The sequence below is a fragment of the Thermosyntropha sp. genome (assembly GCF_017656155.1).
In the GTDB taxonomy this organism is placed as follows: domain Bacteria; phylum Bacillota; class Syntrophomonadia; order Syntrophomonadales; family Syntrophomonadaceae; genus Thermosyntropha.
The window spans coordinates 78,122-97,696 of the sequence record NZ_JACDOH010000010.1; the positions used below are offsets into that span (position 1 = coordinate 78,122).

The following is a 19,575-nucleotide window of genomic DNA, read 5'->3' on the forward strand; positions in this document are numbered from 1 at the left end:
TTTCACCTTAAGCGATTAATGCTTATAAGGCTTAAAAATAAGTTCATCATCTCTCCAATTCATTTCCCCCTTGCATTCTGGACATATATCATATATTTCAACAGTCTTTTCCCCGGTAGTTCCTGTTGATGATATATTAAATACCCTATCACATATCTCACAAATATGATAAATTTTCATCTTCCCTGCCCCTTTTGCTTTTTCTAATATTTTTCCCCTGCAAAAGAGGCAAATATACTTTTTTTAATTATACTTATTCATAGCCTTTTCTATTCCTTCTAAAACCCAACATTCTGCCGCATCTGCCGCTTTTTCTACAGTTTCTCTGATAATCGGTTCTTCCTCAAGGGTAAATTTCCCCAATACCCAGTCGATAGTATCACTCTCCGGTCTCCCTATTCCCAAACGAATGCGTGGAAACTCCCGGCTATTCAAAGATTCAATTATAGAGGATACTCCTTTATGTCCTCCTGCACTTCCCTTGGTTCTAATGCGCAGGCTACCCAACGGCAGATCCATATCGTCATATATAACCAGAAGATCTTTTAATTCAAGCTTATAAAAACGAACTAAAGGAGCAACTGCCCTTCCGCTCAAATTCATATAAGTAAGGGGCTTTAAGAGTAAAACCTTCTCATCCCCTATCCTTATATGACCTATAATCCCATCATATTTACATTCTTCTTTCTCCACTCCAAAACGTGCAGCCAGTTCGTCTACCACCATAAACCCAACATTATGCCTGGTATTTTTATATTTAGCTCCTGGATTTCCTAAACCTGCTATAATCTTCATAATATCTCTTCTCCCTAGACATAATAATTCCTAAACACAAAAACCCCGGCAAATCTGCCGGGAGATCATTTTATTCAGTTGCAGCTTCAGCTTCAGTTTCTTCCCCGGTTTCTTCATCAGTCTTCTTCGGGGCAAGTATAGTCACTACTATTGATTCAGGATCACTTATTATCCTTACCCCTTCGGGGGCTTTAAGATCTCCTACCGTTAGATGATCACCTATTTCTAATGACGATATATCACAGACAATATGTTCAGGAAGGTTTTCAGGCAGACATTCTATTTCTACTTCTTTGACCCCCAACTGTAAAATACCACCCTTTTTGAGGACTGCTTCTTCCCCTTCAATATAGATAGGCACTTCGCTGGTTATCTCTTCTGTTAAATCTATCGCAAAAAAGTCAAGATGGGTTATATTTTGTTTTACAGGATTTTTTTGCACTTCACGCAACAAAACCGTAATAGGTTTGGCTTCTCCTTCCAGTTCTAGAGAAAATAACCCTCTTACCCCATAGGTGTGGAAAACCTTTTGTAAATGCCCTGCCTCCACGACAATAGGTACCGGTTCCTGATTTTTGCCATAAACTATTCCTGGTATATATCCCCTTTTTTTTAGCTGATTGAGTTTCCCCTTGGTTCCCAGTTCACGCCTCTGTCCTTTGATGCTTTGGGCTAATGCCATAACATCACTCCCTTTCAATATTATTTGACATTATAACATTTTACCCATTATTAGTAAATTATAACAACAAAAGACAGGCATGTCCAAAAACCTTTAGGACTCAAAAAGCTTACTTACTGAAAGATCTTCATGAATGCGTAAAATAGCTTCTCCAATTAAAGGTGCCACTGAAAGCACTACCATATTGGGGAGCCTTTTTTCTTCCTTAAGAGGAATAGTATTGGTGATTACGATTTCTTTAAACGGGGCTTCAGCCATTCTTTCCACTGCCGGGCCTGAAAACAGCGCATGAGTACAGCATCCGTAAATTTCCACGGCTCCTTTTTCCTTCATAACCTTGGCGGCTGAACACAAGGTCCCTGCAGTATCTATTATATCATCAATTATTATAACAGACTTTCCTTCTACATCACCAATAACATTCATTACCTCTGAAACATTGGGAGCAGGTCTTCTTTTATCGATTATGGCCAGAGGAGCTCCCAGTCTGGCTGCCAAATCGCGTGCCCTAGTAACTCCTCCCACGTCAGGAGAAAGGACTACCGGATTTTCTATGTTTTTACTTTTAAAATATTCAGCAATAGTAGGCACTCCCGGAAGATGGTCAACTGGTATATCAAAAAAGCCCTGAATCTGATTGGCATGCAGGTCAACTGCCACTACCCGGTGGGCTCCAGCTATAGAAATAAGATTGGCAACCAGTTTTGCAGTAATAGGATCCCTGGCTCTAGTTTTGCGATCCTGTCGGGCATATCCGTAATAAGGTATTACTGCATTGATTCGGGCTGCTGAAGCTCTTTTAAAAGCATCAATCATAACCAAAAGCTCCATCAAATGTTCATTTACCGGCGGGCAGGTAGGCTGCACTACAAAGACATCTACCCCACGGACGCTCTCATCAACTACACAGCTTATTTCTCCATCAGCAAAGCGGGAAACATTGGCATTGCCTACCGGAATTCCAAGATAAGCAGCAATTTCTTCAACTAATGCCGGATTAGCGTTTCCCGTAAAAAGCTTCATCCTCCATCTGGATGCTTTCATGTACAAATTACCTCCTGCTATTCTTTTTTATTCTTTCTCTTGCTCCAGCCTTTAACAAGCCTTTGCTCAGCACGCTCCACAGCAAGAGCATCAGCCGGCACATCCCGTGTAATAGTGGAACCTGCACCGGTTACGGCATTCTCTCCTATCCTGACTGGAGCCACCAAATTGGTATTGCTGCCAATAAAGGCTTTATCCTCAATAATTGTCTGATGCTTATTTACTCCATCGTAGTTGCAGGTAATTGTCCCTGCACCAATATTCACTTCTTCTCCTAATAAAGCATCTCCTACATAGCTCAAGTGAGGGATCTTGCTCTTTTTTCCTATTATCGATTTTTTAACTTCGACAAAGTCTCCAATTTTCACTTCTTCATTAAGCACCGTGCCTGGTCGAAGATAAGCAAAAGGCCCGATAATGCATTTATCTTTTATTTCCGCTTCTTTTATACGCGAATTTTCAACAACTACATCATTTCCGATTCGCGAAGATGTTATGCGGGTTAAAGGTCCAATTTCACATCTTTTCCCGATGACTGTCTCTCCTTCTATAAAAGTCCAAGGCATGATAACAGTATCCCTACCTATTTTAACCTGACCATCTATAAATGTCGAATCAGGATCAACAATAATAACGCCTTCCTGCATAAGCCTCTTATTTTTACGTTGGCGCATTATCTTCTCCGCATAGGAAAGCTGAATCTTATCGTTTATTCCATATATCTCTTCACTGTTTTCAGCCTTTAAAACCTTTACTGTCCTGCCTTCCTCCCTGAGGATGGCAAAAACATCCGTAAGATAATATTCCCCCTGCGCATTTGATGTATTTAATTTAAGGAGGGTATCAAAAACTTCTTTTGCCTTAAAACAGTATATCCCGGAGTTAATCTCCCGAATCTTTTTTTCTTCCGGACTGGCATCTTTTTCTTCCACTATCTTCAAAAGATTGGCATTTTCATCCCGGACGATACGCCCATAACCATATGGCTCATCTAGAGCTGTCGACAGGACAGTTGCTGTTGCCCCTCCTTCAGTATGAAAGGAAATAAGGTTTTTAATGGTATCAGCCTCTAGAAGAGGTGTATCTCCAGCTAAAACTACCAGATTGCTTTCCATATCAACCTTATCTTTGGCCTGAAGCAAAGCATGCCCCGTTCCCATCTGCTCTTCCTGCAAGGCAAACTTTACTCCGAAAGGTTTTAAAACTTCCTCTACCATTTCTCTCTTATGTCCTACCACCACAGTAATGTCATCAATACCCGCTCCTTTAAGGGCCTCCACTACATAAACCACCATAGGCTTTCCTGCCACTTTATGCACTACTTTAGGCAGATCCGATTTCATCCTTACCCCTTTGCCTGCCGCCAGAACAACCCCTGAATACTTCACTCCCAAACGCTCCTTTTTTAAAATCCTCTTTATTATATGTCAATAAAAATATTAATGTTTTTTCAATAAAAACCACTTCGTAATTATAACTTTTTATCAGGAATTAGAAAATGCATAATCTGTTTTTATCTGTATATTAGCTTATTATTTCTACTCCTAATCCCTTATAAACATAAAACTACAGAAAAAGCTTAAGCCTTTTCTGTAGTCAGTCAAAAACTAGAAAACCACCTCTGCCAGATATTCTTGAGCCAATTTAAGATCACTCGGTTTATCTACATCTACTCCTACTTCTGCATAAGGAGAAATAATAGCCTTTGCCTTTATTCCCATAACCTTGTTAAATCTTTTTTCAGCCGCTTCTATGCTAAGTTTTCCTGCAAAATAAGCAAAAAGAAGATTTAAACCAAAAAGTCTTGCCATTGCTAAAGGATTCTTTCTTCTGGCCACTAATTTTTCTGCCATATCTAAAACCTGGTCAACTACATTCACTCTGAGCAAGAAAAGATTCCCTCCGGTAAATGTCCCTTCCTTCAAATTCACATAAGTTCGCTTAACTCCGGGGAATCTATCTTCATTAACTTTTTTTTCCGTTACCGGATAGCAAAAATCGGCTCCCGTCTTTTCTGCCTTTGCTATAAAATCATTAATCGCTTCTGCAGTAATAAAAGGAATATCAGTAGGCAAAATCAAAACCTTTTCCGTTATTCCTTCTTTCTTAAGAACATCCACTCCGTTCTTGAAACTTTCTACTGCATTAGAACCAGGGGGAGCAAAATAAAGATCTTCTTCATTTATAAAAATATTTTTTAAAGCCTCTTCAGGCCCGCTTATGACAACCCGCCTTATAAAAGGAGAGGTTCTTAAAGCCTTATATACATAATAGATCATAGGATAATTGCCTATTATAATAAGTGCTTCATTGTCATAAGGCGCCATTTTCTTAAGCTCACTGCTGCTCTCCCCACCAGCAAGTATAATAGCATCATACTGCATCCTTATAAACCTCCATTAATCAGCCATAGGGAAGCCGTCTTTCTTTATAGACTCAAGCATGCTGTTTTCTGCATTTTCAATATGCTCCTGGGCTAAATTCCTTGCCAGTTGAATATCCCTGGCCTGCAAGGCTTCAACTATCGCCCGGTGTTCTTCTAAAGACTGCTTCATTCTTCCCGGATAGGCAAGAGAGGTAGTCCTAAATCTTTGTATCTGCTCCCTGAGATTATTTATAATAGGAAGCAGCCTTTCGTTGCGACTGGCCTTGTAAATAGCCTCATGAAATTTGGTATCAACCTCTACCAACTTATTCATATCATTAATAGCAATCGCTTCTGCCTTTTCTACCAGAAGCCTTTCCATATTCTCAAGTTCGTCATCTGTAATACGCTCAGCCGCCAACCCTGCCGCTAAAGCCTCTAAAGCAGCCCTTATTTCAAAAACATCTGTAATATCTTTAAAAGACAAGTCGGCAACATAAGCTCCTTTGCGGGGAACCATAACAATAAATCCCTCTAGCTCCAACTTGCGCAAGGCTTCACGTACCGGAGTCCTAGATACCCCCAGCTCTTCAGCCAGCTGGATTTCCATAAGCCTTTCCCGCGGTTTCAAAGTCCCATTAATTATAGCTTCTCTTATAGCTTCCAAAACCAACTCCCGGAGGGGCTTATAAGAATCGAGATTTACCGGTAAAAGTCTTCTTTCTTCCATCACCTATCACCTCTGTTATATGATAAAACTAGTTCTACTAATGGATAATGTCCCCTTAAGCTATTATAAGCCTCCACTGCTTCCTTTTTGCTCGAAAAAATTCCAAAAACAGCCGAACCACTGCCAGACATCAAAGCTTTTAAAGCTCCACTGGCTTCGAGTTTCGCCTTAATTTTATCAATAGCAGGATAAATTTTCAAAACTGGAACTTCTAAAACATTAATCATATTTTCTGCTATTCTAATAATATCACAATCTTCCCAGGCAGCAAGAAAAGCCTCAAGGTTTGGAATCTTTTTTACTTCAGCAAGTCTAAAGCTGCGATAAACTTCGGCGGTTGACAGCGAAAACTCAGGTTTTATTACCACAATATTCAGAAAATTTTCTTTACCAAATGGAGTTATAATTTCCCCTCTTCCTCTGGCTAATGCTGTTCCCGGCAAAATAAAAAAAGGGACATCCGAACCTATCCTTGCCGCCCACTCTACAAGCTTTTCATCAGAAATGCCACACCTATAAAGCTCGTTCATCCCTTTTAAAACAGCAGCAGCATCACTGCTGCCTCCTCCTAGTCCTGCCTCAAAAGGAATATTTTTCTCAAGGTAGATATTAACACCCTTTTTTATCCCTGTTTCCTCCATAAAAACCATGGCTGCCTTATAGGCCAGGTTGTCCTCACCTTCGGGAATAAAAGGATTATCGCTCCTTACCTTTATTCCTTGGTCATTTCGGCTTATAACTACTTTATCCGCAAGGCTTATCTTGTGCATGATGGTTTCAATTTCATGATACCCGTCGCTTCTTTTCCCTTTTATATTCAAAAAAAGATTTACCTTAGCAGGTGCTTCTATAATTACTGTATCTTTCATAAGCCCTTCCCCTGTTTTTTCTAAATTATATAGTTTTATAGACAAACTTACAAATAGGTTTTTTATCATGATGAGGAAATTAAAAAAATTATCTGTATTCCCTGCACTAAAAAATCAGAAACCCCAAAAGCGATGTCCACTCCTGCATATTCAGAAAATACCGCCAGCAAGTATTCTGGGCCACTTTTTACAAGAGCATTTTGCATAAAAAGAAAGCAGTGAGAACTCAAAAGAGAGTTCTCACTGCCGGTGGGGGATAATGATGTTTATCTTAAAAAGGTTATTTATCTTTCTGACTAAACTTTACCCCTTTAGGCAAAAGTTCCAAACACTTAAGGCTTACCCTTGCTTCTTCAGGACTGTCAAAGCTTAAGCCTTTATCTGATGAAGAAACCAGACATAAAGGTGGGAAAAGCACACACCACCAATTTTTCCCTTCTCCTTCTCCTATCACCACTCGGACTGCCTCATACCTTCCAGCTGGAAAAACCAGATTGCCGTATGATTTAACTGGAAAGTCAAATTCATCTACATAAACTTCCACCGGATAAGAAAAACCCTCTTTAATAATTACTTCTTCAGCCGCTTTTCTAATATCTTCCTGGCTTTTTTCCGCTAATCTGACTGCTTCCCCTGCACTAGATGCATTTTTCAACCTATCACGCATAAGTTTAACAATTTCATCTTTCACTTTTATTTTTAAACTCTGGTCTTCTATGCTGTCACTGTTAGCAATAACATGCAGCCTTAAGACACTGTCTTCTAAAAGAGCAGTTTTATCACCTAAAAACTCAGCTCCTAATATGATTAAAAATAAAACTAATATTAAGCCTATAATTTTGCGCATTACTTCTATCTCCCCCTTCTTTTCTTATTAAAAGTATTTCCACTTGAACCATTTTTAAACGGGGAAGATATTTTTTATCTTATTCAAAATATTTTGAATTTTTGTTTTTGTCGTAATATAAATATAACAAAATTCTGGTCATAAATTTTCCGCATGATAGCTAAAAATATTCCTAATTGTAAATTTTACTAGAATGGTTTATTTTTTATTGACATCTATTGTGAAAGTAATTACAATAGCAAGTGTAGGGTTTGCAGTGGCTTTTCCCCACATGCAAGTGAACCATATACACTTTCTAATTCCCCCCCCGAAATCAGACATCACTTGGACGGTTAGAGTGATGTCTGATATTTTTTTATTTTGAAGCTTTTTCAATATAACCATCTATTTCTTTTTTAAACTCATCTGCAAGCAGACAGGTCATTCCTCCTGTGCCCTTATACTCCTTTTCTTCCAGCCATTTTACCGACACTATACCTCTTAAACTGTTGGTTAAAAAAACCTCATCTGCTTCTCTCAAATGTTCTGTTTCAAAAAATCCAGTTTTTACAGCAATACCAAGCCTTTCCGCTATACCTAAAACTTTTTTCCTTGCTATCCCTGGCAGAAGTCCGCAATCTGGATGTGGAGTATAGAGGGTTTCTTTTTCGGCCCAGAAAATATTACATCGGCTAGTCTCACATACCTCTTTCCTCTCATTCAAAAAAAGAGCATCGTACCATCCTTTTTTACTAGCTTCTTCATGTGCCAAAATATTTTCCCAGTAATTAAGGTTTTTTACCTGTAATAAAGGCTGGCTGGAGTGGCGGGAAAAAGAAGCTAATCCTATTTTAACCGGGGCTGTTTCCTCTAGCCTTAAACTTTGTCCGCTGATATAAACTTTAGTCTTTTTTTCTTCTTTAAAAGCTATTATCCGCAAAAGCCCTTCATTTACCCCGTTCATAAATGGCCAAACCATGGCTGCCTTTAAAACAGGTTCAGGAACAAAAAGGGGAAGAGAAAATCTTTCCAAAGATTCTTCAAGCCTTTCTATATGCTCTTCTATCCATAAAGGCACTCCTTTTTCTATCCTGGTAGTAGTAAAAAACCCTTGTCCGTAACGGAAAGCCTCCGAATTAATGTTTATTAAGGCTTCCTTTTCCGGCATTACCGACCCATCAAACCAAACAAACACTCTTATTTACCTCCTCCCTGGTCAAAACCAGCGATTTAGTCTTATGCCAGGTCTCTTCATATTCCATTTCAGGATCAGAATCTATGGTAAGTCCACCGCCTGCCTGGTAATATCCCCATCCGTCCTTTATCACCGCAGTCCTTATAGCTATATTAAGGTCACAGTTTCCACGGTAATCTATATATCCAATAGATCCGGTGTAAACTCCCCGGCAAACAGGTTCCAACTCCTCGATTATTTCCATAGACCTTATTTTAGGGGCACCTGTTATAGAACCCCCCGGGAAAGTTGCTCTTATAATTTCTTCATAGGTTATCCCCGACTTCAGCCTTCCGGTTACAATGGAATCTAAATGGAATATTGTAGCATAATCCTTTATTCGGAAAAGCTCTGGCACCCGGACGGTTCCCGGACGGCTTATACGCCCTAAGTCGTTGCGCTCTAAATCAACTATCATCAGAAGTTCAGCCTTGTCTTTTATGCTGTTTGCCAGCTCCTCCCTTAAAGCCTGATCTTCTTTCGGATTTCTTCCCCTAGGCCGGGTTCCTTTTATAGGTCTGGTTTCTATATAATCTCCTTCTACCAGAATAAACCTCTCCGGAGATATAGAAAGAACATCAAACTCCTCATAGCCTAAAAAAGCGGCAAATGGAGCCGGACTTATTCTTCTTATAACATCATAAATATAGCGAGTGTTGCCTTTAACTTCAAATTTAAAGCGCTGGCTTAAATTTACCTGGTAAATATCCCCCTGCCTTATATACCATCGCACCTTTTGCACCGCATCTATATATTCATCGCGCGAAAAGTTAGACTTAAATTCGCCGATATAAGCACCTTCGGCAAAAGGATTTTCCCGGCTGAAAGCCAAATATTCCAATTCTTCAGCGGCTTCCTTAGCCTCTTCCCTGTCATAGCTTACCAGATAAAGGCTTTCATCGGCATGATCCTGAACTACAAAGGTATCATAAACTCCCCAGTACTGGTCATAGACCCCGATTTCATCCTGATTTTTTGCCGGCAGCCTTTCAATCATATTTTTCATATCATAAGAAATATAGCCTATCAACCCTCCACAAAAAGGAAATGGGCAATTTTTCGCCTCATATTCCCGCCCGGAAGCCAAAATCTTATCTAAGAAAGCCAGTGGATTCCCTTTTACTTTATGCCAGCCTTTTTTATCCCTGTATTCTATAACCTCTCCTTTACTTCTCATCATCATCCGGGGCTTATAACCCATAATAGAATAACGGCTGACATCTTCTCCTTTAAGACTGCTGTCTAAAAAAACGCTGTTTTTACTTTTAAGACCGGCATAAAGCCGCCATAAATCTTGTTTAAAGTTAAGCTTATAGATATACAAAAATATTCCTCCTTTTTAAAAAGCTCTACAAAATAAAAACCAGCACATACTAAGTATGTGCTGGTTCGCATCCCAGCTATTAGCGTCCATTGATACTTTCTTTAATTTTCACTACAATTATATTGTTTTTTATAGTATCTTACAAGTAGTGAAGGAGGGAAAATTTTTTATGATCCTCATGATTGACAATTATGATTCATTTACCTACAACCTGGTTCAATATCTACAGGAGCTTAATCAGGAAGTAACTGTAAGTCGTAATGATGAAATAAACATTGAAGAAATCAAAAAACTCAATCCTGATTATATATTCATTTCTCCAGGTCCTTGCACTCCTGATGAATCCGGGATAAGCCTCGATGCTATAAGACATTTTGCAGGGAAAATCCCTATTCTCGGCATATGTTTGGGGCATCAGGCCATTGCTCAGGTCTTTGGAGCTAAAATTATCGTAAACTGGCGGCAAATGCATGGCAAAACTTCCCCCGTTTACCATGATGAAAATGGGGTTTTCAAAGATCTGCCCAATCCCTTGACGGTGGTCCGCTATCATTCACTGGTGATAGACCCGGGGACTGTTCCGCCAGATCTTACAGTAACAGCCAAAACTGAAGAAGGAGAAATTATGGCCATCCGCCATAAAACCCTACCTATAGAAGGAGTCCAGTTCCATCCGGAATCCATCTTGTCGGAATGCGGACATCAGCTGCTTAATAATTTTATTGTTAATTATAAAAAAAGCAAAAACCCTTGAAACTCATATCATCAAACTAAAACTTGTAGAAAGGAAATGAGAAATGCAATTTAACGAAAAATTCGAAGCAATGGAAGTAATCTATCAAGAAATGTGCCAAAAAGTCACTAATCCTAAAAACTTCTTTTTCACCGAAAAATATATGAAACTGCGTCAGACAGTCCAAGCAGTATGCCTCAAAACCGAAAAAATTTTTAACAACTATATAGACGTGCTTATGGATGATGCTGAACAAGATGAATTTAAACAAGTAAAGCTTTATATGTGCTATCCGGTCAGATACCTCAAAAGAAAAAAAGACAAACCTTTATCTGATGAAAAAAAAGCGGCTGTTCGCCTTAAGCTGGAACAAACGGCAGCTTTAGGACTTATGGTTCACCTCTTCCTGGTAGCCGAACCTGCCCGGGAAAAAGGTTTTGCAAAAATTGATATGACTAAAGTCGAAAAAGAATGGGCCAGCCGTATCCTAAGGACTGACAAGGTTATGAAACAATATAACATCGGAGTTCGCAAAATGCCGGGAAAAATTTTTGATGCCTTTTATAAAGAACATATTGAGCCTTTTATTACTGGAGAACTCAACATAAAAGGACTTTTAACCAAAAAAAGGCACTACGACTTCTTCCACAAGCTCTTTTTCAGCGGTGCCCTCTTAGGTTTAGAAATCGACTTTGCTGCCCGCATGCTCCAAGACTAACTTTTTAACCTGTGACCTGGGGACGGTTCTCGATTTTAAATCTATTTCGAATCGAAGCAGATTTCAATTTGGGGACGGTTCCGAAGTTTAAAAGTATTTCCATTCGAAATAAATTTTAACGGTTATAGCCATAATATAAGCGGGAAAAATCCCGCTTATATCTCTATTTTTCGGTTATATACTATAACTGCAATCGCAAAAACTATTAATGCTTCAACTAAAGTACCGAAAATAGACCAGGATAACAAATTAGCCGCCGTCATAGCAGGTTCAAAATCAAATTGCCATACCGAGAAAAAATTTCCCATCCAGTGATTAAATTTACTGATAAGCCACCATAAAAAGATAAATATAATTGTAATAGCCCAGCCAGTAAACCTAGAAAACAAATGCCCTAAAACCTGTGCCAAAAAACTTAAACTGGCTATAAATACAAAGAGTGCCACTGTTAAAATGTAAACCCCTAAAAACCAATCCCATGGAACATAACCAAAACGACTGGTTATTATTGCTGTAAAATCCGGAATCCAAAAAAACATAAGCAAAATGCTGCTTATTATAACTGTCCCTGTTCCAATTATATAATGGGTAATTAAAGCTAAAAGCTTGGCCCCCAGCACCATCTGTCCTTTTATTGGCAGAGAAAGCATAAGATAAATAGTATTATTGTTCCATTCCCCGCTCAAAATCCTAATAGAAGATACTACCGGTATAAGTCCAGCCAATCCTGCCACCATAATAAAAGGAAGGACAGCCGCTGGTGATTTATCAGAGGTTATTATTATAATAACACTCACCAAAACTGCACCCAGGGTAAATGCAATATCTAAAGAAAGCTGTCTCATTTCTTTTTTATATAAATTCACAAGCACACTAAGCTTATTAATTGGCATCTCTAAACAACTCCTTCATCATTTCTGTTAAAGACTTCCCTTCATTCAATCTCAATTCTTCCGCATTCTGCTTAAGCAGAATTCTACCTCTAGCAATAAAAATCACCTCTTCCACCAGGTTTTCTACTTCTGCTATTTCATGGGTGGAAATTATTATTGTCTGCTCTCCCTCGCGGTAATCGCGGATAAGGGTATTTATTATTTCTTCCCGGGTCAAAATATCAATCCCTGAAAGCGGCTCATCCAGTAAAAGATACGGAGCTTTTCTAGAGGTAGCTAAGAGAAGTTTAACTTTAGCCCTTTGCCCTTTGGATATCTTGTTTATTTTCATATCTTCGCCTAAATTCAAAAAAGCCAACAATTCTTTATACTTATCATCATCCCAGTCACTGTAAAATGTTTTTACAAAATCAGCTGCCTTCTTAACTGTCATCCAGGGATACAAATAGTCAATTTCAGGAAGGTATGCTATTTTATCCTTAACCTCCTGCGGATTTTTCCCATCGACCACAACCGTTCCACTCTGCGGGCGGCTAAGACCAGCTATCATTTTAAGGCTGGTAGACTTGCCCGCTCCGTTGGGTCCAAAAAGGCCTATTATTTTCCCTTTTGGAAAAGTCACTGTAACCCCGTCTAATGCAGTAACTTTTCCATATCTTTTTACCACCTGATTAAACTCTATCATTAAAAAATCCTCCCTTTTCAAGCATCTCCTTTATCATCTCTTCTATTTCTTTAAAAGTAAAACCTAATTCCTTCATATCTGATATAAAATCAACAACTAACCTTTCCACCATTTCCTTTTTAAGCTTTACAATCGTTTCATCACTTACACTTACAAAAGTCCCTTGTCCCCTTATCGTTTCTACCAAGCCCATATACTCCATCTCCCTATAAGCCCGCTGGACTGTATTAGGATTAATGTGGGCACTCTGCGCATATTCCCGTTGGGAAGGAATCTTATCCCCTTTTGTAAGTTCTCCTCTAATCATCCTCTTTTTGAAATCCTCAATAATCTGCATATATATAGGCCTTCCCGAATCAAAATCCATCCGTCTACCTCCTTAATGCACTATTTATCTAGTGCACTAATATTATAATATTTCTATAACCTAAAGTCAATTTTAACTTGAGGTAATCGGTTAAAAATTATTTCGAAAATGAAATACTTTTAAACTTCAGAACCGTCCCCAAATTAAAAAGTATTTCGAAGATGAAATAGTTTTAAATTTCGGAACCGTACCAAATTAAAAAGGCGGCTTCACCGCCTTTTTTTATTATTTATTTTTATCATTCTCCTCATGGTTTATATATTCTCTTATTATCATTCGTACAAGTGCACTGCGCGAAATCTGTTTTTCTCTAGCTATGCGCTTTATATCCTCAACCTGTTTTTTAGTCAAGTAAAAAGTAGCATGTTCAAATTTATCCGTGGCCATTTTAACCTCCCCTCTGCCTATATCCCCCGGCTAAATCGATGCTTTGTGAATATTATATGTAAATGAGACTTTTTCTGTTCCCTCCTTTAGCTGTTAAGTCCCTTTTTAAGATCGTCAAGGCTCTTTTTCATGGATTTTCTTCCTATGCGAATTATCTCATAAGCTTTTTCTATAGCTTTTAAATTCACTTCTGGAACTGGAGGAGAAAGGATTAAATCAGAATAATAATCCAGAGTGTCTCCAGAGGTTTCATATATTAAAATGCTTAAAGTCCTCTTTACTATTTCGTCAAGATTCTTAACCTGCCTGTTATAAACCGTCCAACCTAAATTTACCGATAAAACATATTCAGCTCCCATCTTGCTTACAGCTTCAGCCGGAATTATCTCTTTAATCCCTCCATCTACCAGCTGCATATCCTTAAATCTTGCCGGAACAAAGGTTACAGGAATTGAAATGCTTGCTCTTACAGCCTCACTTAAGTAAGCATCCCGCACTATAATCGTATTTTTATCTAAACCCTCTATTTCCTGATTGGTAAAGATAATTTCTCTGCCGGTATCTATATCACAGGCAATTATAGCTATAGGCACAAGCACATCATTAAGCTTTTTCCCGCCAGTTAATTTATATATCATCCTTTCAATCCGTTTACCCTTTATAAAACCTTTTAAAGGCACCTTATATCCCGGAATGTAAAGAGAAAAAATATACTTAAAAAACCCGGCCAAATCATAATCTACATAATCTCCCGCCTTAAGTCCCAAAACTAATTTTTCCATGGCATAAGGCGACATTCCGACAGCAAAAAGTGCAGCTATTATGCTACCAGCGCTGGTTCCGGAAATAAAAGAAACCGGAATATTATTTTCATGTAAAATCTGCAATACTCCTATATGGGCCAAGCCTTTAAGGCCGCCTCCCCCTAGGGCTACGCCCAGTTTTTTCATTTTCTCCTTTTCCCCTATCTTTTAAGGCACCTGCCTTAAGCTCTAAATTCAGCGGTTGCACTTTCTGACCATAAAATTGGTTATTTTTCGCACGGTACTTCGGTTATTTTCTAAAAGCTCCTGCCAAAATTTGCGGTATTCTTCAGGTTCTGTATGTTCACTGAATACCGAAATTTTCTTTTCCAGCTCTTTATGCATACCTACAACTTCTTCCAAATTCATTCGCATGTTGTTTTTTTGTTCCCGGCTTATTTTTATTGTTGGCAAACTTTCGCCTCCTTTACCTTGTTATTAATAATTGCCCGGCATTATTTGCCGGGCACAAACCTATCCCCCCTTTATTTGATAATATAATCTTCAGGTTCAATTTCTCCATATACTATTACATCATGCATTTTGCCCAATTTATTAATTATATCGACATATACTTTAAGTCCTATGCAGGTTCCAACTATTGGAGTGGTAAGATTGCAGGGATTGCTGGGGTCTTCGCAGTTGCCTTTAATTTCAAAATCAAATGCCCAGTTCTTTAGGATAACTTCAGACTGTTCAATTTCTTCCCTGAATTCCTCCAAGGTCAAGGGAGGATCAAACTCCTGTAAATCAATATTTTGTTCATATCTGTCACTTACGGTTATAATCTGATATTCGCCATCTACAAGGACAAACATTATTACTTCATAGTCTACTACCAGCCTTACACGATGGAATAAGATCTCTGATGTTGCATTAATAACCTTTACCTTGATGTCTTCAACTCCACATACTTTCCCGCCAACCTGTTCTTCCGGCACGCAAAAGCTGGTGTCTAAAATCTGCACTTGTCTTGCCACATACTTAGCCTTTATAACTCTTGCCCAAAGATCAAGCATACAACCTTCCGGAAATTCACATTTAAGCCCTTCACGACTCATGTACTTTCCCCTCCTCATTATCTTCCTTTCTGCTTTACGCAGTTTTTTCTAATAGCTTTAAGTTGAATTTCTAGGATATACTATGAAATCCGAAAACAAAGTGTTACTTTAATGAAAAATAATTTTTATTTTTCCTGCATAATATGAAGACACCTTACCCTGGGATCACAATATACTTTTATCCCCTGAAGGCGCGCCTTTTCGCAAAATCCTATATCCTCTGCCCCTCTTTCTGCCGAATATCTTACTTTATATTCTTTTATCACCCGCCTGTGAATTAAATAAGCCGCCCCCGTGCAATCTACCGGAAACGGCTTATTTTGCGGAAATTCCTTTATATGCACATATCTGCCGGGAGTCTGTTCCCGTAATATGTTAAAAACCTGATCATCTCCCAAATAATGCCCATTGCCTACCAGAGCAGAAACTATATCATATCCATCTTCAATCAAAGTAGCTAAGGCATTAGGTGGAACGATAATGTCGCTATCTACGGAAAAAAGATAAAGACAGTCAGAATTCATGAAATGCTCAAGTAAAAGATTGCGCAAATAGGACAAATGCTTAAAGCTGTATTCCCCTCTCCTATGCCCTCTCGGTTTTTCTAAATTGCATACGATTAATTTAACCTTAGAAAGGGAGGTAACAGCAAACTCCTGTAAAATCTGCTCTGTCCTGTCAGTAGAATTGTTAATTATAAAACAATATTCTCTATATTCATGAGGATAATCCAAATTTTCCAGAGCTTTAAGATACTCTGGCAAAATCCAGGCCCGGTTGCGCACCGGGCATCCTATCATTACTTTTGCTCTAGACATTATCTAACCCCGCCCCGTTTTAAAACAGAAGGATGGACAACTTATTATATTTATCTTAATATCGGACACTTTAAAACCAGTTTTTCTTTTACCTTTAAAAATGTGTTTTAAGCTCCTAAGGTCTATTGCCAACCTGCGTCCTACTTTAAATTTACTAAAAGCACCAGTTAACTCATAAACTGCGCCGGTAAAATAATTTTCATTATGAGGAGGAGCTTTAATCATCTCTTCGTTTAATACCGCACTATTCAGTTCATCTTCACCAGTTTTTAAATCCACATTCTTCATGGCTAACTTAGCTTCAACTATATTTATTATCTCCTGGGCTCTTAATATCCAAGAATTTTCCCGGGCAGTCAAAAGTCTCCTGCTCCTTTTTTCCAGATCATTCTCATTAAGCGCTTTGATTACATTTTCTATAAATTCCTCATGATTGGCTGCCGTATAAACTAATTCCGGATATTTTTCAGCTTCAGGTATGGAAACAGAAACAATAGGCATTCCCACAGCCATATACTCCCACATTTTTATAGGATTTACTGCCTCCACCATACCGGTAACCTTGAACGGGACTATACCCACATCAAACATCTGGGCATACGCAGGCAGATCATTATAATCCTTATAGCCCAGCCAGTGGATATTGGGACGCTCAGGAACCTGGGTGACATTATAGAGAGGTCCTAACATAACTATATTACATTTTGGAAAAGCATTTGCCAGCTTCTCAATGAGCTCTAAATCCAGCCAGCTGGCTATTACTCCAATATAACCTATAATCGGTCTTGGTATACCAGCTATATCCTGTGGAACAGGCAAATCAGTCCTGGAAAAATGTTCAAAATCGCACCCATTAGGTATCAGATAAGTGGAAGGATTAATCTCCCGCGCTTTTGAATAAAGTTTATCCGAAGTAGTTAGAACTATATCGGCTGTTTTAACTGCCTTTTCATAATAAGGAAGCCAGGGAGCAAATTCATCACTCGGTTCATCCACACTGTCAAAAATGACTAAACTTGGATTGTACCGCCATATTAAATCGGCTTGAGCAGCTGAAGTGTAATATACTACCGGTCTTACTTTTTTCAAATATGGTTCAGGATTAACATTGTTAAACAAATACAGGTTAGGCATTACATTATCTATGCCTCGAACTGCCTGACTCTGCGGACTTGGATTGTTTAAATAAAAAGAAGTTATTCCAAGCCTGGCAAAGCTTTGCATTAGCTGCTGCGGTCTCTGCACTAGATAATAGTAATCTAAAGTTGGCGGGTACAATATACAACTGATATCGGCCATTAAATATCCCCCTACCCTTCGATTTCTCAAAAGCGGTCTTATTATCATATGCTTTTAACCCTAAATAGGTGCCTTCCTACCATCCGGTCTGGCTCAAAACTTCCAGAATACGTACATGATAGTTATGTTTTCTATAAACCTCCTCTTGTCCCCGGCGGGCAATTTTTTCCCTTTCTTCCGGATGATTCAGATACCAATTCACCAAAGAAAAAGTCTCTTCTGAGCTTTTAGTCCATACCAGATGATAGTGATTTTTAAAAAAATTCTCAACGGCGGGAGTCCACTGGGTAAGATAAAACCCACCGCATCCCAAAACTTCAAAAGTGCGCATACTCATCATAGTCCGAGAATTATCTACCGAATGAAGACCGATAACTATTTTGGCACTCGCACAGGCTGAAGGAAGTTTCTCGTAAGGCATTATCCCTCCATAATATTCGGGAGTTATATAATAAGGTCGTGAAGTATCCAGCCACCATTCGTTGCCGTATATTTTTATATCATAGTTATTATCCACTAAAGCCTTTATAATATCGCTTATACCTTTTAGCCGGGCAGGATGATAATCATAATTGTTGCCGATAAAAATAATATCATGGGCGAATTCTTTTTTCTTTTCTCCCTGACGGTGAAACGAAGGATGACAGCCAAACATTAACAGATAAGCATCAATTCCGTGTTTTTTATATTGTTCTATACTTTCTATACACGGGGTAAAGACATGCGAAGATTTTTCAGCATAAGAAAGGGATAAATAATCGAAGGCTACCGGGTCTTCAATCGCCCAATACATATGAGGAATATTAAGTTCTTCAAGCAGCGGAAATAATTTATGCATTCGGTTAATACCGCCATCATTAAAAATATAATCCGGCTTAAATTCTTTTATGTGAGGTAAAAGAGAATCCTCTCGATCTAAAAAAACCATTTTCACCTCATGGCCTAAATCGGCAAAAGCTGCCCCGATCCCGTATTTAATCAGAGGAGCAACATTAACAAAAAGCAGTCGCAAAATAACTCCCTCTATTAATTTCACAGGTTATATACTATAATATGGCAAAAATGTTTCTATTGTTCCGCAGAAAAAAGCTTTTTAATGCGGCGGCCTAAATTTAGAGAAGTATCAGATGTCGATATATCCGGGCGGTTTTGCAGCAGGAGGCTCTTATAATAATTAAGTTCAGATCGCAACTCCAGATTTCTTTTTTCTGCTTTTTTTATTCCTTTTTTTAAACTCAAGATATCCTGTTCATATAAAAACAGCTTCTGGCGCAAAAGGTGATTTTCCCCTTCTATTTTGGCCATCTTTTCTTTAAGGACCTTCTCAGCTTCTTCTAAACCGTAATTTATATTGCTCATATCCTGCCCGATATTGAGATATACTTCCTGATAGGAGGTTATAAAAGCTGAGTATTCAACCTCTACTATAACCTTTAATTCTCCATTCTCTATTCCGCCCTGTACAGGAATCCTCAGGACTTTAACATGACATTCAACCTCTCTGCTGTCCAGCTTATCATAATATCCCATTTCACTTAGAGGAATTTGGTCATTTATTTTTTCTTCCCAGGTCTTAAGTCCAATCTTGCCTGAATTCTCTTCTCCCAAGGACAAAATATCAATTACTATAAGAACCTCCAGGTTCCTTCCCTGTATTTCTGCTTTACATTCCTTCAATCGTGATTTTAAATATTCTATCCGACTGAAGGCAGACTTAATTTCATAACTTCTTTCTAAAACCAGATAACGTGCTTCATCAAGTTTGCACATGATAACAGGTGTCCATATAGTAAGTTCTCGATCCATTTGCTGTCCCTGCCTTAAGCTATGAGGTATTAAAATATTTATATTAAATAACCCTTTAAGCTATGATTTTCCTTTAAAAAAATAAAGGTTCTACAATAAATGTTGGGGTAGGAGGAAAATAAAAAGCATTGGGTCG

General features: G+C 38.5%; 24 protein-coding genes. 2 read left to right on the forward strand and 22 right to left on the reverse strand.

Annotated features, from left to right (window positions below; all coding sequences use genetic code 11):
• Window positions 1-15 precede the first annotated feature (15 nt).
• The 11 genes from H0Z36_RS09515 to pabB all read right to left on the reverse strand — a co-directional run bounded on the left by H0Z36_RS09515 (window position 16) and on the right by pabB (window position 9,869).
• Window positions 16-180: a hypothetical protein gene (locus tag H0Z36_RS09515; protein ID WP_296865808.1), complete on the reverse strand. Its 165-nt coding sequence runs from the start codon at window positions 178-180 to the stop codon at window positions 16-18.
• A gap of 63 nt (window positions 181-243) precedes the next feature.
• Window positions 244-795: an aminoacyl-tRNA hydrolase gene (gene pth / locus H0Z36_RS09520; RefSeq protein WP_296865809.1), complete on the reverse strand. Its 552-nt coding sequence runs from the start codon at window positions 793-795 to the stop codon at window positions 244-246.
• A gap of 70 nt (window positions 796-865) precedes the next feature.
• Window positions 866-1,477, reverse strand: coding sequence for a 50S ribosomal protein L25 (locus H0Z36_RS09525; protein ID WP_296865810.1), 612 nt, complete (start codon window positions 1,475-1,477; stop codon window positions 866-868).
• Window positions 1,478-1,570: 93 nt separating this feature from the next.
• Window positions 1,571-2,521, reverse strand: coding sequence for a ribose-phosphate pyrophosphokinase (locus H0Z36_RS09530; RefSeq protein WP_296865812.1), 951 nt, complete (start codon window positions 2,519-2,521; stop codon window positions 1,571-1,573).
• A 17-nt stretch (window positions 2,522-2,538) separates the two neighbouring features.
• Window positions 2,539-3,909 carry a bifunctional UDP-N-acetylglucosamine diphosphorylase/glucosamine-1-phosphate N-acetyltransferase GlmU gene (gene glmU / locus H0Z36_RS09535; protein WP_296865813.1) on the reverse strand — a complete coding sequence of 457 codons (1,371 nt, stop codon included), beginning with the start codon at window positions 3,907-3,909 and terminating at the stop codon, window positions 2,539-2,541.
• A 219-nt stretch (window positions 3,910-4,128) separates the two neighbouring features.
• On the reverse strand, window positions 4,129-4,905 hold the full coding sequence (locus H0Z36_RS09540; RefSeq protein WP_296865814.1) for a nucleotidyltransferase family protein: 777 nt from the start codon (window positions 4,903-4,905) through the stop codon (window positions 4,129-4,131).
• Between the two features lie 15 nt (window positions 4,906-4,920).
• Entirely contained in the window at window positions 4,921-5,616 is a 696-nt protein-coding gene (locus tag H0Z36_RS09545) for a GntR family transcriptional regulator (RefSeq protein ID WP_296865815.1), read from the reverse strand.
• A complete protein-coding gene (gene ispE / locus H0Z36_RS09550; RefSeq protein WP_296865817.1) occupies window positions 5,616-6,485 on the reverse strand; it encodes a 4-(cytidine 5'-diphospho)-2-C-methyl-D-erythritol kinase in 870 nt (289 codons plus the stop codon). Before ispE ends, H0Z36_RS09545 begins: the two co-directional genes overlap by 1 nt.
• 280 nt (window positions 6,486-6,765) lie before the next feature.
• Entirely contained in the window at window positions 6,766-7,332 is a 567-nt protein-coding gene (spoIIR, locus tag H0Z36_RS09555; RefSeq protein WP_296865819.1) for a stage II sporulation protein R, read from the reverse strand.
• Window positions 7,333-7,687: 355 nt separating this feature from the next.
• Window positions 7,688-8,506: an aminotransferase class IV gene (locus H0Z36_RS09560; RefSeq protein ID WP_296865821.1), complete on the reverse strand. Its 819-nt coding sequence runs from the start codon at window positions 8,504-8,506 to the stop codon at window positions 7,688-7,690.
• Window positions 8,490-9,869 (reverse strand): aminodeoxychorismate synthase component I, encoded by a 1,380-nt coding sequence (gene pabB, locus H0Z36_RS09565; protein ID WP_296865822.1) that lies wholly within the window; start codon window positions 9,867-9,869, stop codon window positions 8,490-8,492. The genes H0Z36_RS09560 and pabB overlap by 17 nt, the downstream gene beginning before the upstream one ends.
• A gap of 169 nt (window positions 9,870-10,038) precedes the next feature.
• Here pabB and H0Z36_RS09570 point away from each other — a divergent pair, with 169 nt between their 5' ends.
• Both H0Z36_RS09570 and H0Z36_RS09575 read left to right on the forward strand, forming a co-directional pair.
• Entirely contained in the window at window positions 10,039-10,623 is a 585-nt protein-coding gene (locus H0Z36_RS09570; protein ID WP_296865823.1) for an aminodeoxychorismate/anthranilate synthase component II, read from the forward strand.
• 43 nt (window positions 10,624-10,666) lie between these two features.
• On the forward strand, window positions 10,667-11,320 hold the full coding sequence (locus H0Z36_RS09575) for a hypothetical protein (RefSeq protein WP_296865824.1): 654 nt from the start codon (window positions 10,667-10,669) through the stop codon (window positions 11,318-11,320).
• A 155-nt stretch (window positions 11,321-11,475) separates the two neighbouring features.
• Here the strand turns inward: H0Z36_RS09575 and H0Z36_RS09580 are convergent, their stop codons facing one another.
• The 11 genes from H0Z36_RS09580 to H0Z36_RS09630 all read right to left on the reverse strand — a co-directional run bounded on the left by H0Z36_RS09580 (window position 11,476) and on the right by H0Z36_RS09630 (window position 19,439).
• Window positions 11,476-12,213, reverse strand: coding sequence for a hypothetical protein (locus H0Z36_RS09580; RefSeq protein ID WP_296865825.1), 738 nt, complete (start codon window positions 12,211-12,213; stop codon window positions 11,476-11,478).
• On the reverse strand, window positions 12,203-12,898 hold the full coding sequence (locus H0Z36_RS09585) for an ABC transporter ATP-binding protein (protein WP_296865827.1): 696 nt from the start codon (window positions 12,896-12,898) through the stop codon (window positions 12,203-12,205). Before H0Z36_RS09585 ends, H0Z36_RS09580 begins: the two co-directional genes overlap by 11 nt.
• Window positions 12,885-13,265 carry a GntR family transcriptional regulator gene (locus H0Z36_RS09590; protein ID WP_296865829.1) on the reverse strand — a complete coding sequence of 127 codons (381 nt, stop codon included), beginning with the start codon at window positions 13,263-13,265 and terminating at the stop codon, window positions 12,885-12,887. Before H0Z36_RS09590 ends, H0Z36_RS09585 begins: the two co-directional genes overlap by 14 nt.
• A 225-nt stretch (window positions 13,266-13,490) precedes the next feature.
• Window positions 13,491-13,652 (reverse strand): ribbon-helix-helix protein, CopG family, encoded by a 162-nt coding sequence (locus tag H0Z36_RS09595; protein WP_296865830.1) that lies wholly within the window; start codon window positions 13,650-13,652, stop codon window positions 13,491-13,493.
• An 86-nt stretch (window positions 13,653-13,738) separates the two neighbouring features.
• The gene (locus H0Z36_RS09600) at window positions 13,739-14,602 is read right to left on the reverse strand and encodes a patatin-like phospholipase family protein (RefSeq protein ID WP_296865832.1); all 864 of its coding nucleotides are present in this window, start codon (window positions 14,600-14,602) and stop codon (window positions 13,739-13,741) included.
• 48 nt (window positions 14,603-14,650) lie between these two features.
• Entirely contained in the window at window positions 14,651-14,869 is a 219-nt protein-coding gene (locus H0Z36_RS09605) for a hypothetical protein (protein ID WP_296865834.1), read from the reverse strand.
• Between the two features lie 71 nt (window positions 14,870-14,940).
• Window positions 14,941-15,516 (reverse strand): hypothetical protein, encoded by a 576-nt coding sequence (locus H0Z36_RS09610; protein ID WP_296865836.1) that lies wholly within the window; start codon window positions 15,514-15,516, stop codon window positions 14,941-14,943.
• A gap of 125 nt (window positions 15,517-15,641) precedes the next feature.
• Complete coding sequence (locus H0Z36_RS09615; RefSeq protein WP_296865838.1) at window positions 15,642-16,334, reverse strand: glycosyltransferase; 693 nt, start codon at window positions 16,332-16,334, stop codon at window positions 15,642-15,644.
• Window positions 16,335-16,337: 3 nt separating this feature from the next.
• Window positions 16,338-17,633 carry a glycosyltransferase gene (locus H0Z36_RS09620; protein WP_296865840.1) on the reverse strand — a complete coding sequence of 432 codons (1,296 nt, stop codon included), beginning with the start codon at window positions 17,631-17,633 and terminating at the stop codon, window positions 16,338-16,340.
• Window positions 17,634-17,709: 76 nt separating this feature from the next.
• Complete coding sequence (locus H0Z36_RS09625) at window positions 17,710-18,669, reverse strand: glycosyltransferase (RefSeq protein ID WP_296865842.1); 960 nt, start codon at window positions 18,667-18,669, stop codon at window positions 17,710-17,712.
• A gap of 32 nt (window positions 18,670-18,701) precedes the next feature.
• Window positions 18,702-19,439 carry a hypothetical protein gene (locus tag H0Z36_RS09630; protein WP_296865844.1) on the reverse strand — a complete coding sequence of 246 codons (738 nt, stop codon included), beginning with the start codon at window positions 19,437-19,439 and terminating at the stop codon, window positions 18,702-18,704.
• Window positions 19,440-19,575: the final 136 nt, after the last annotated feature.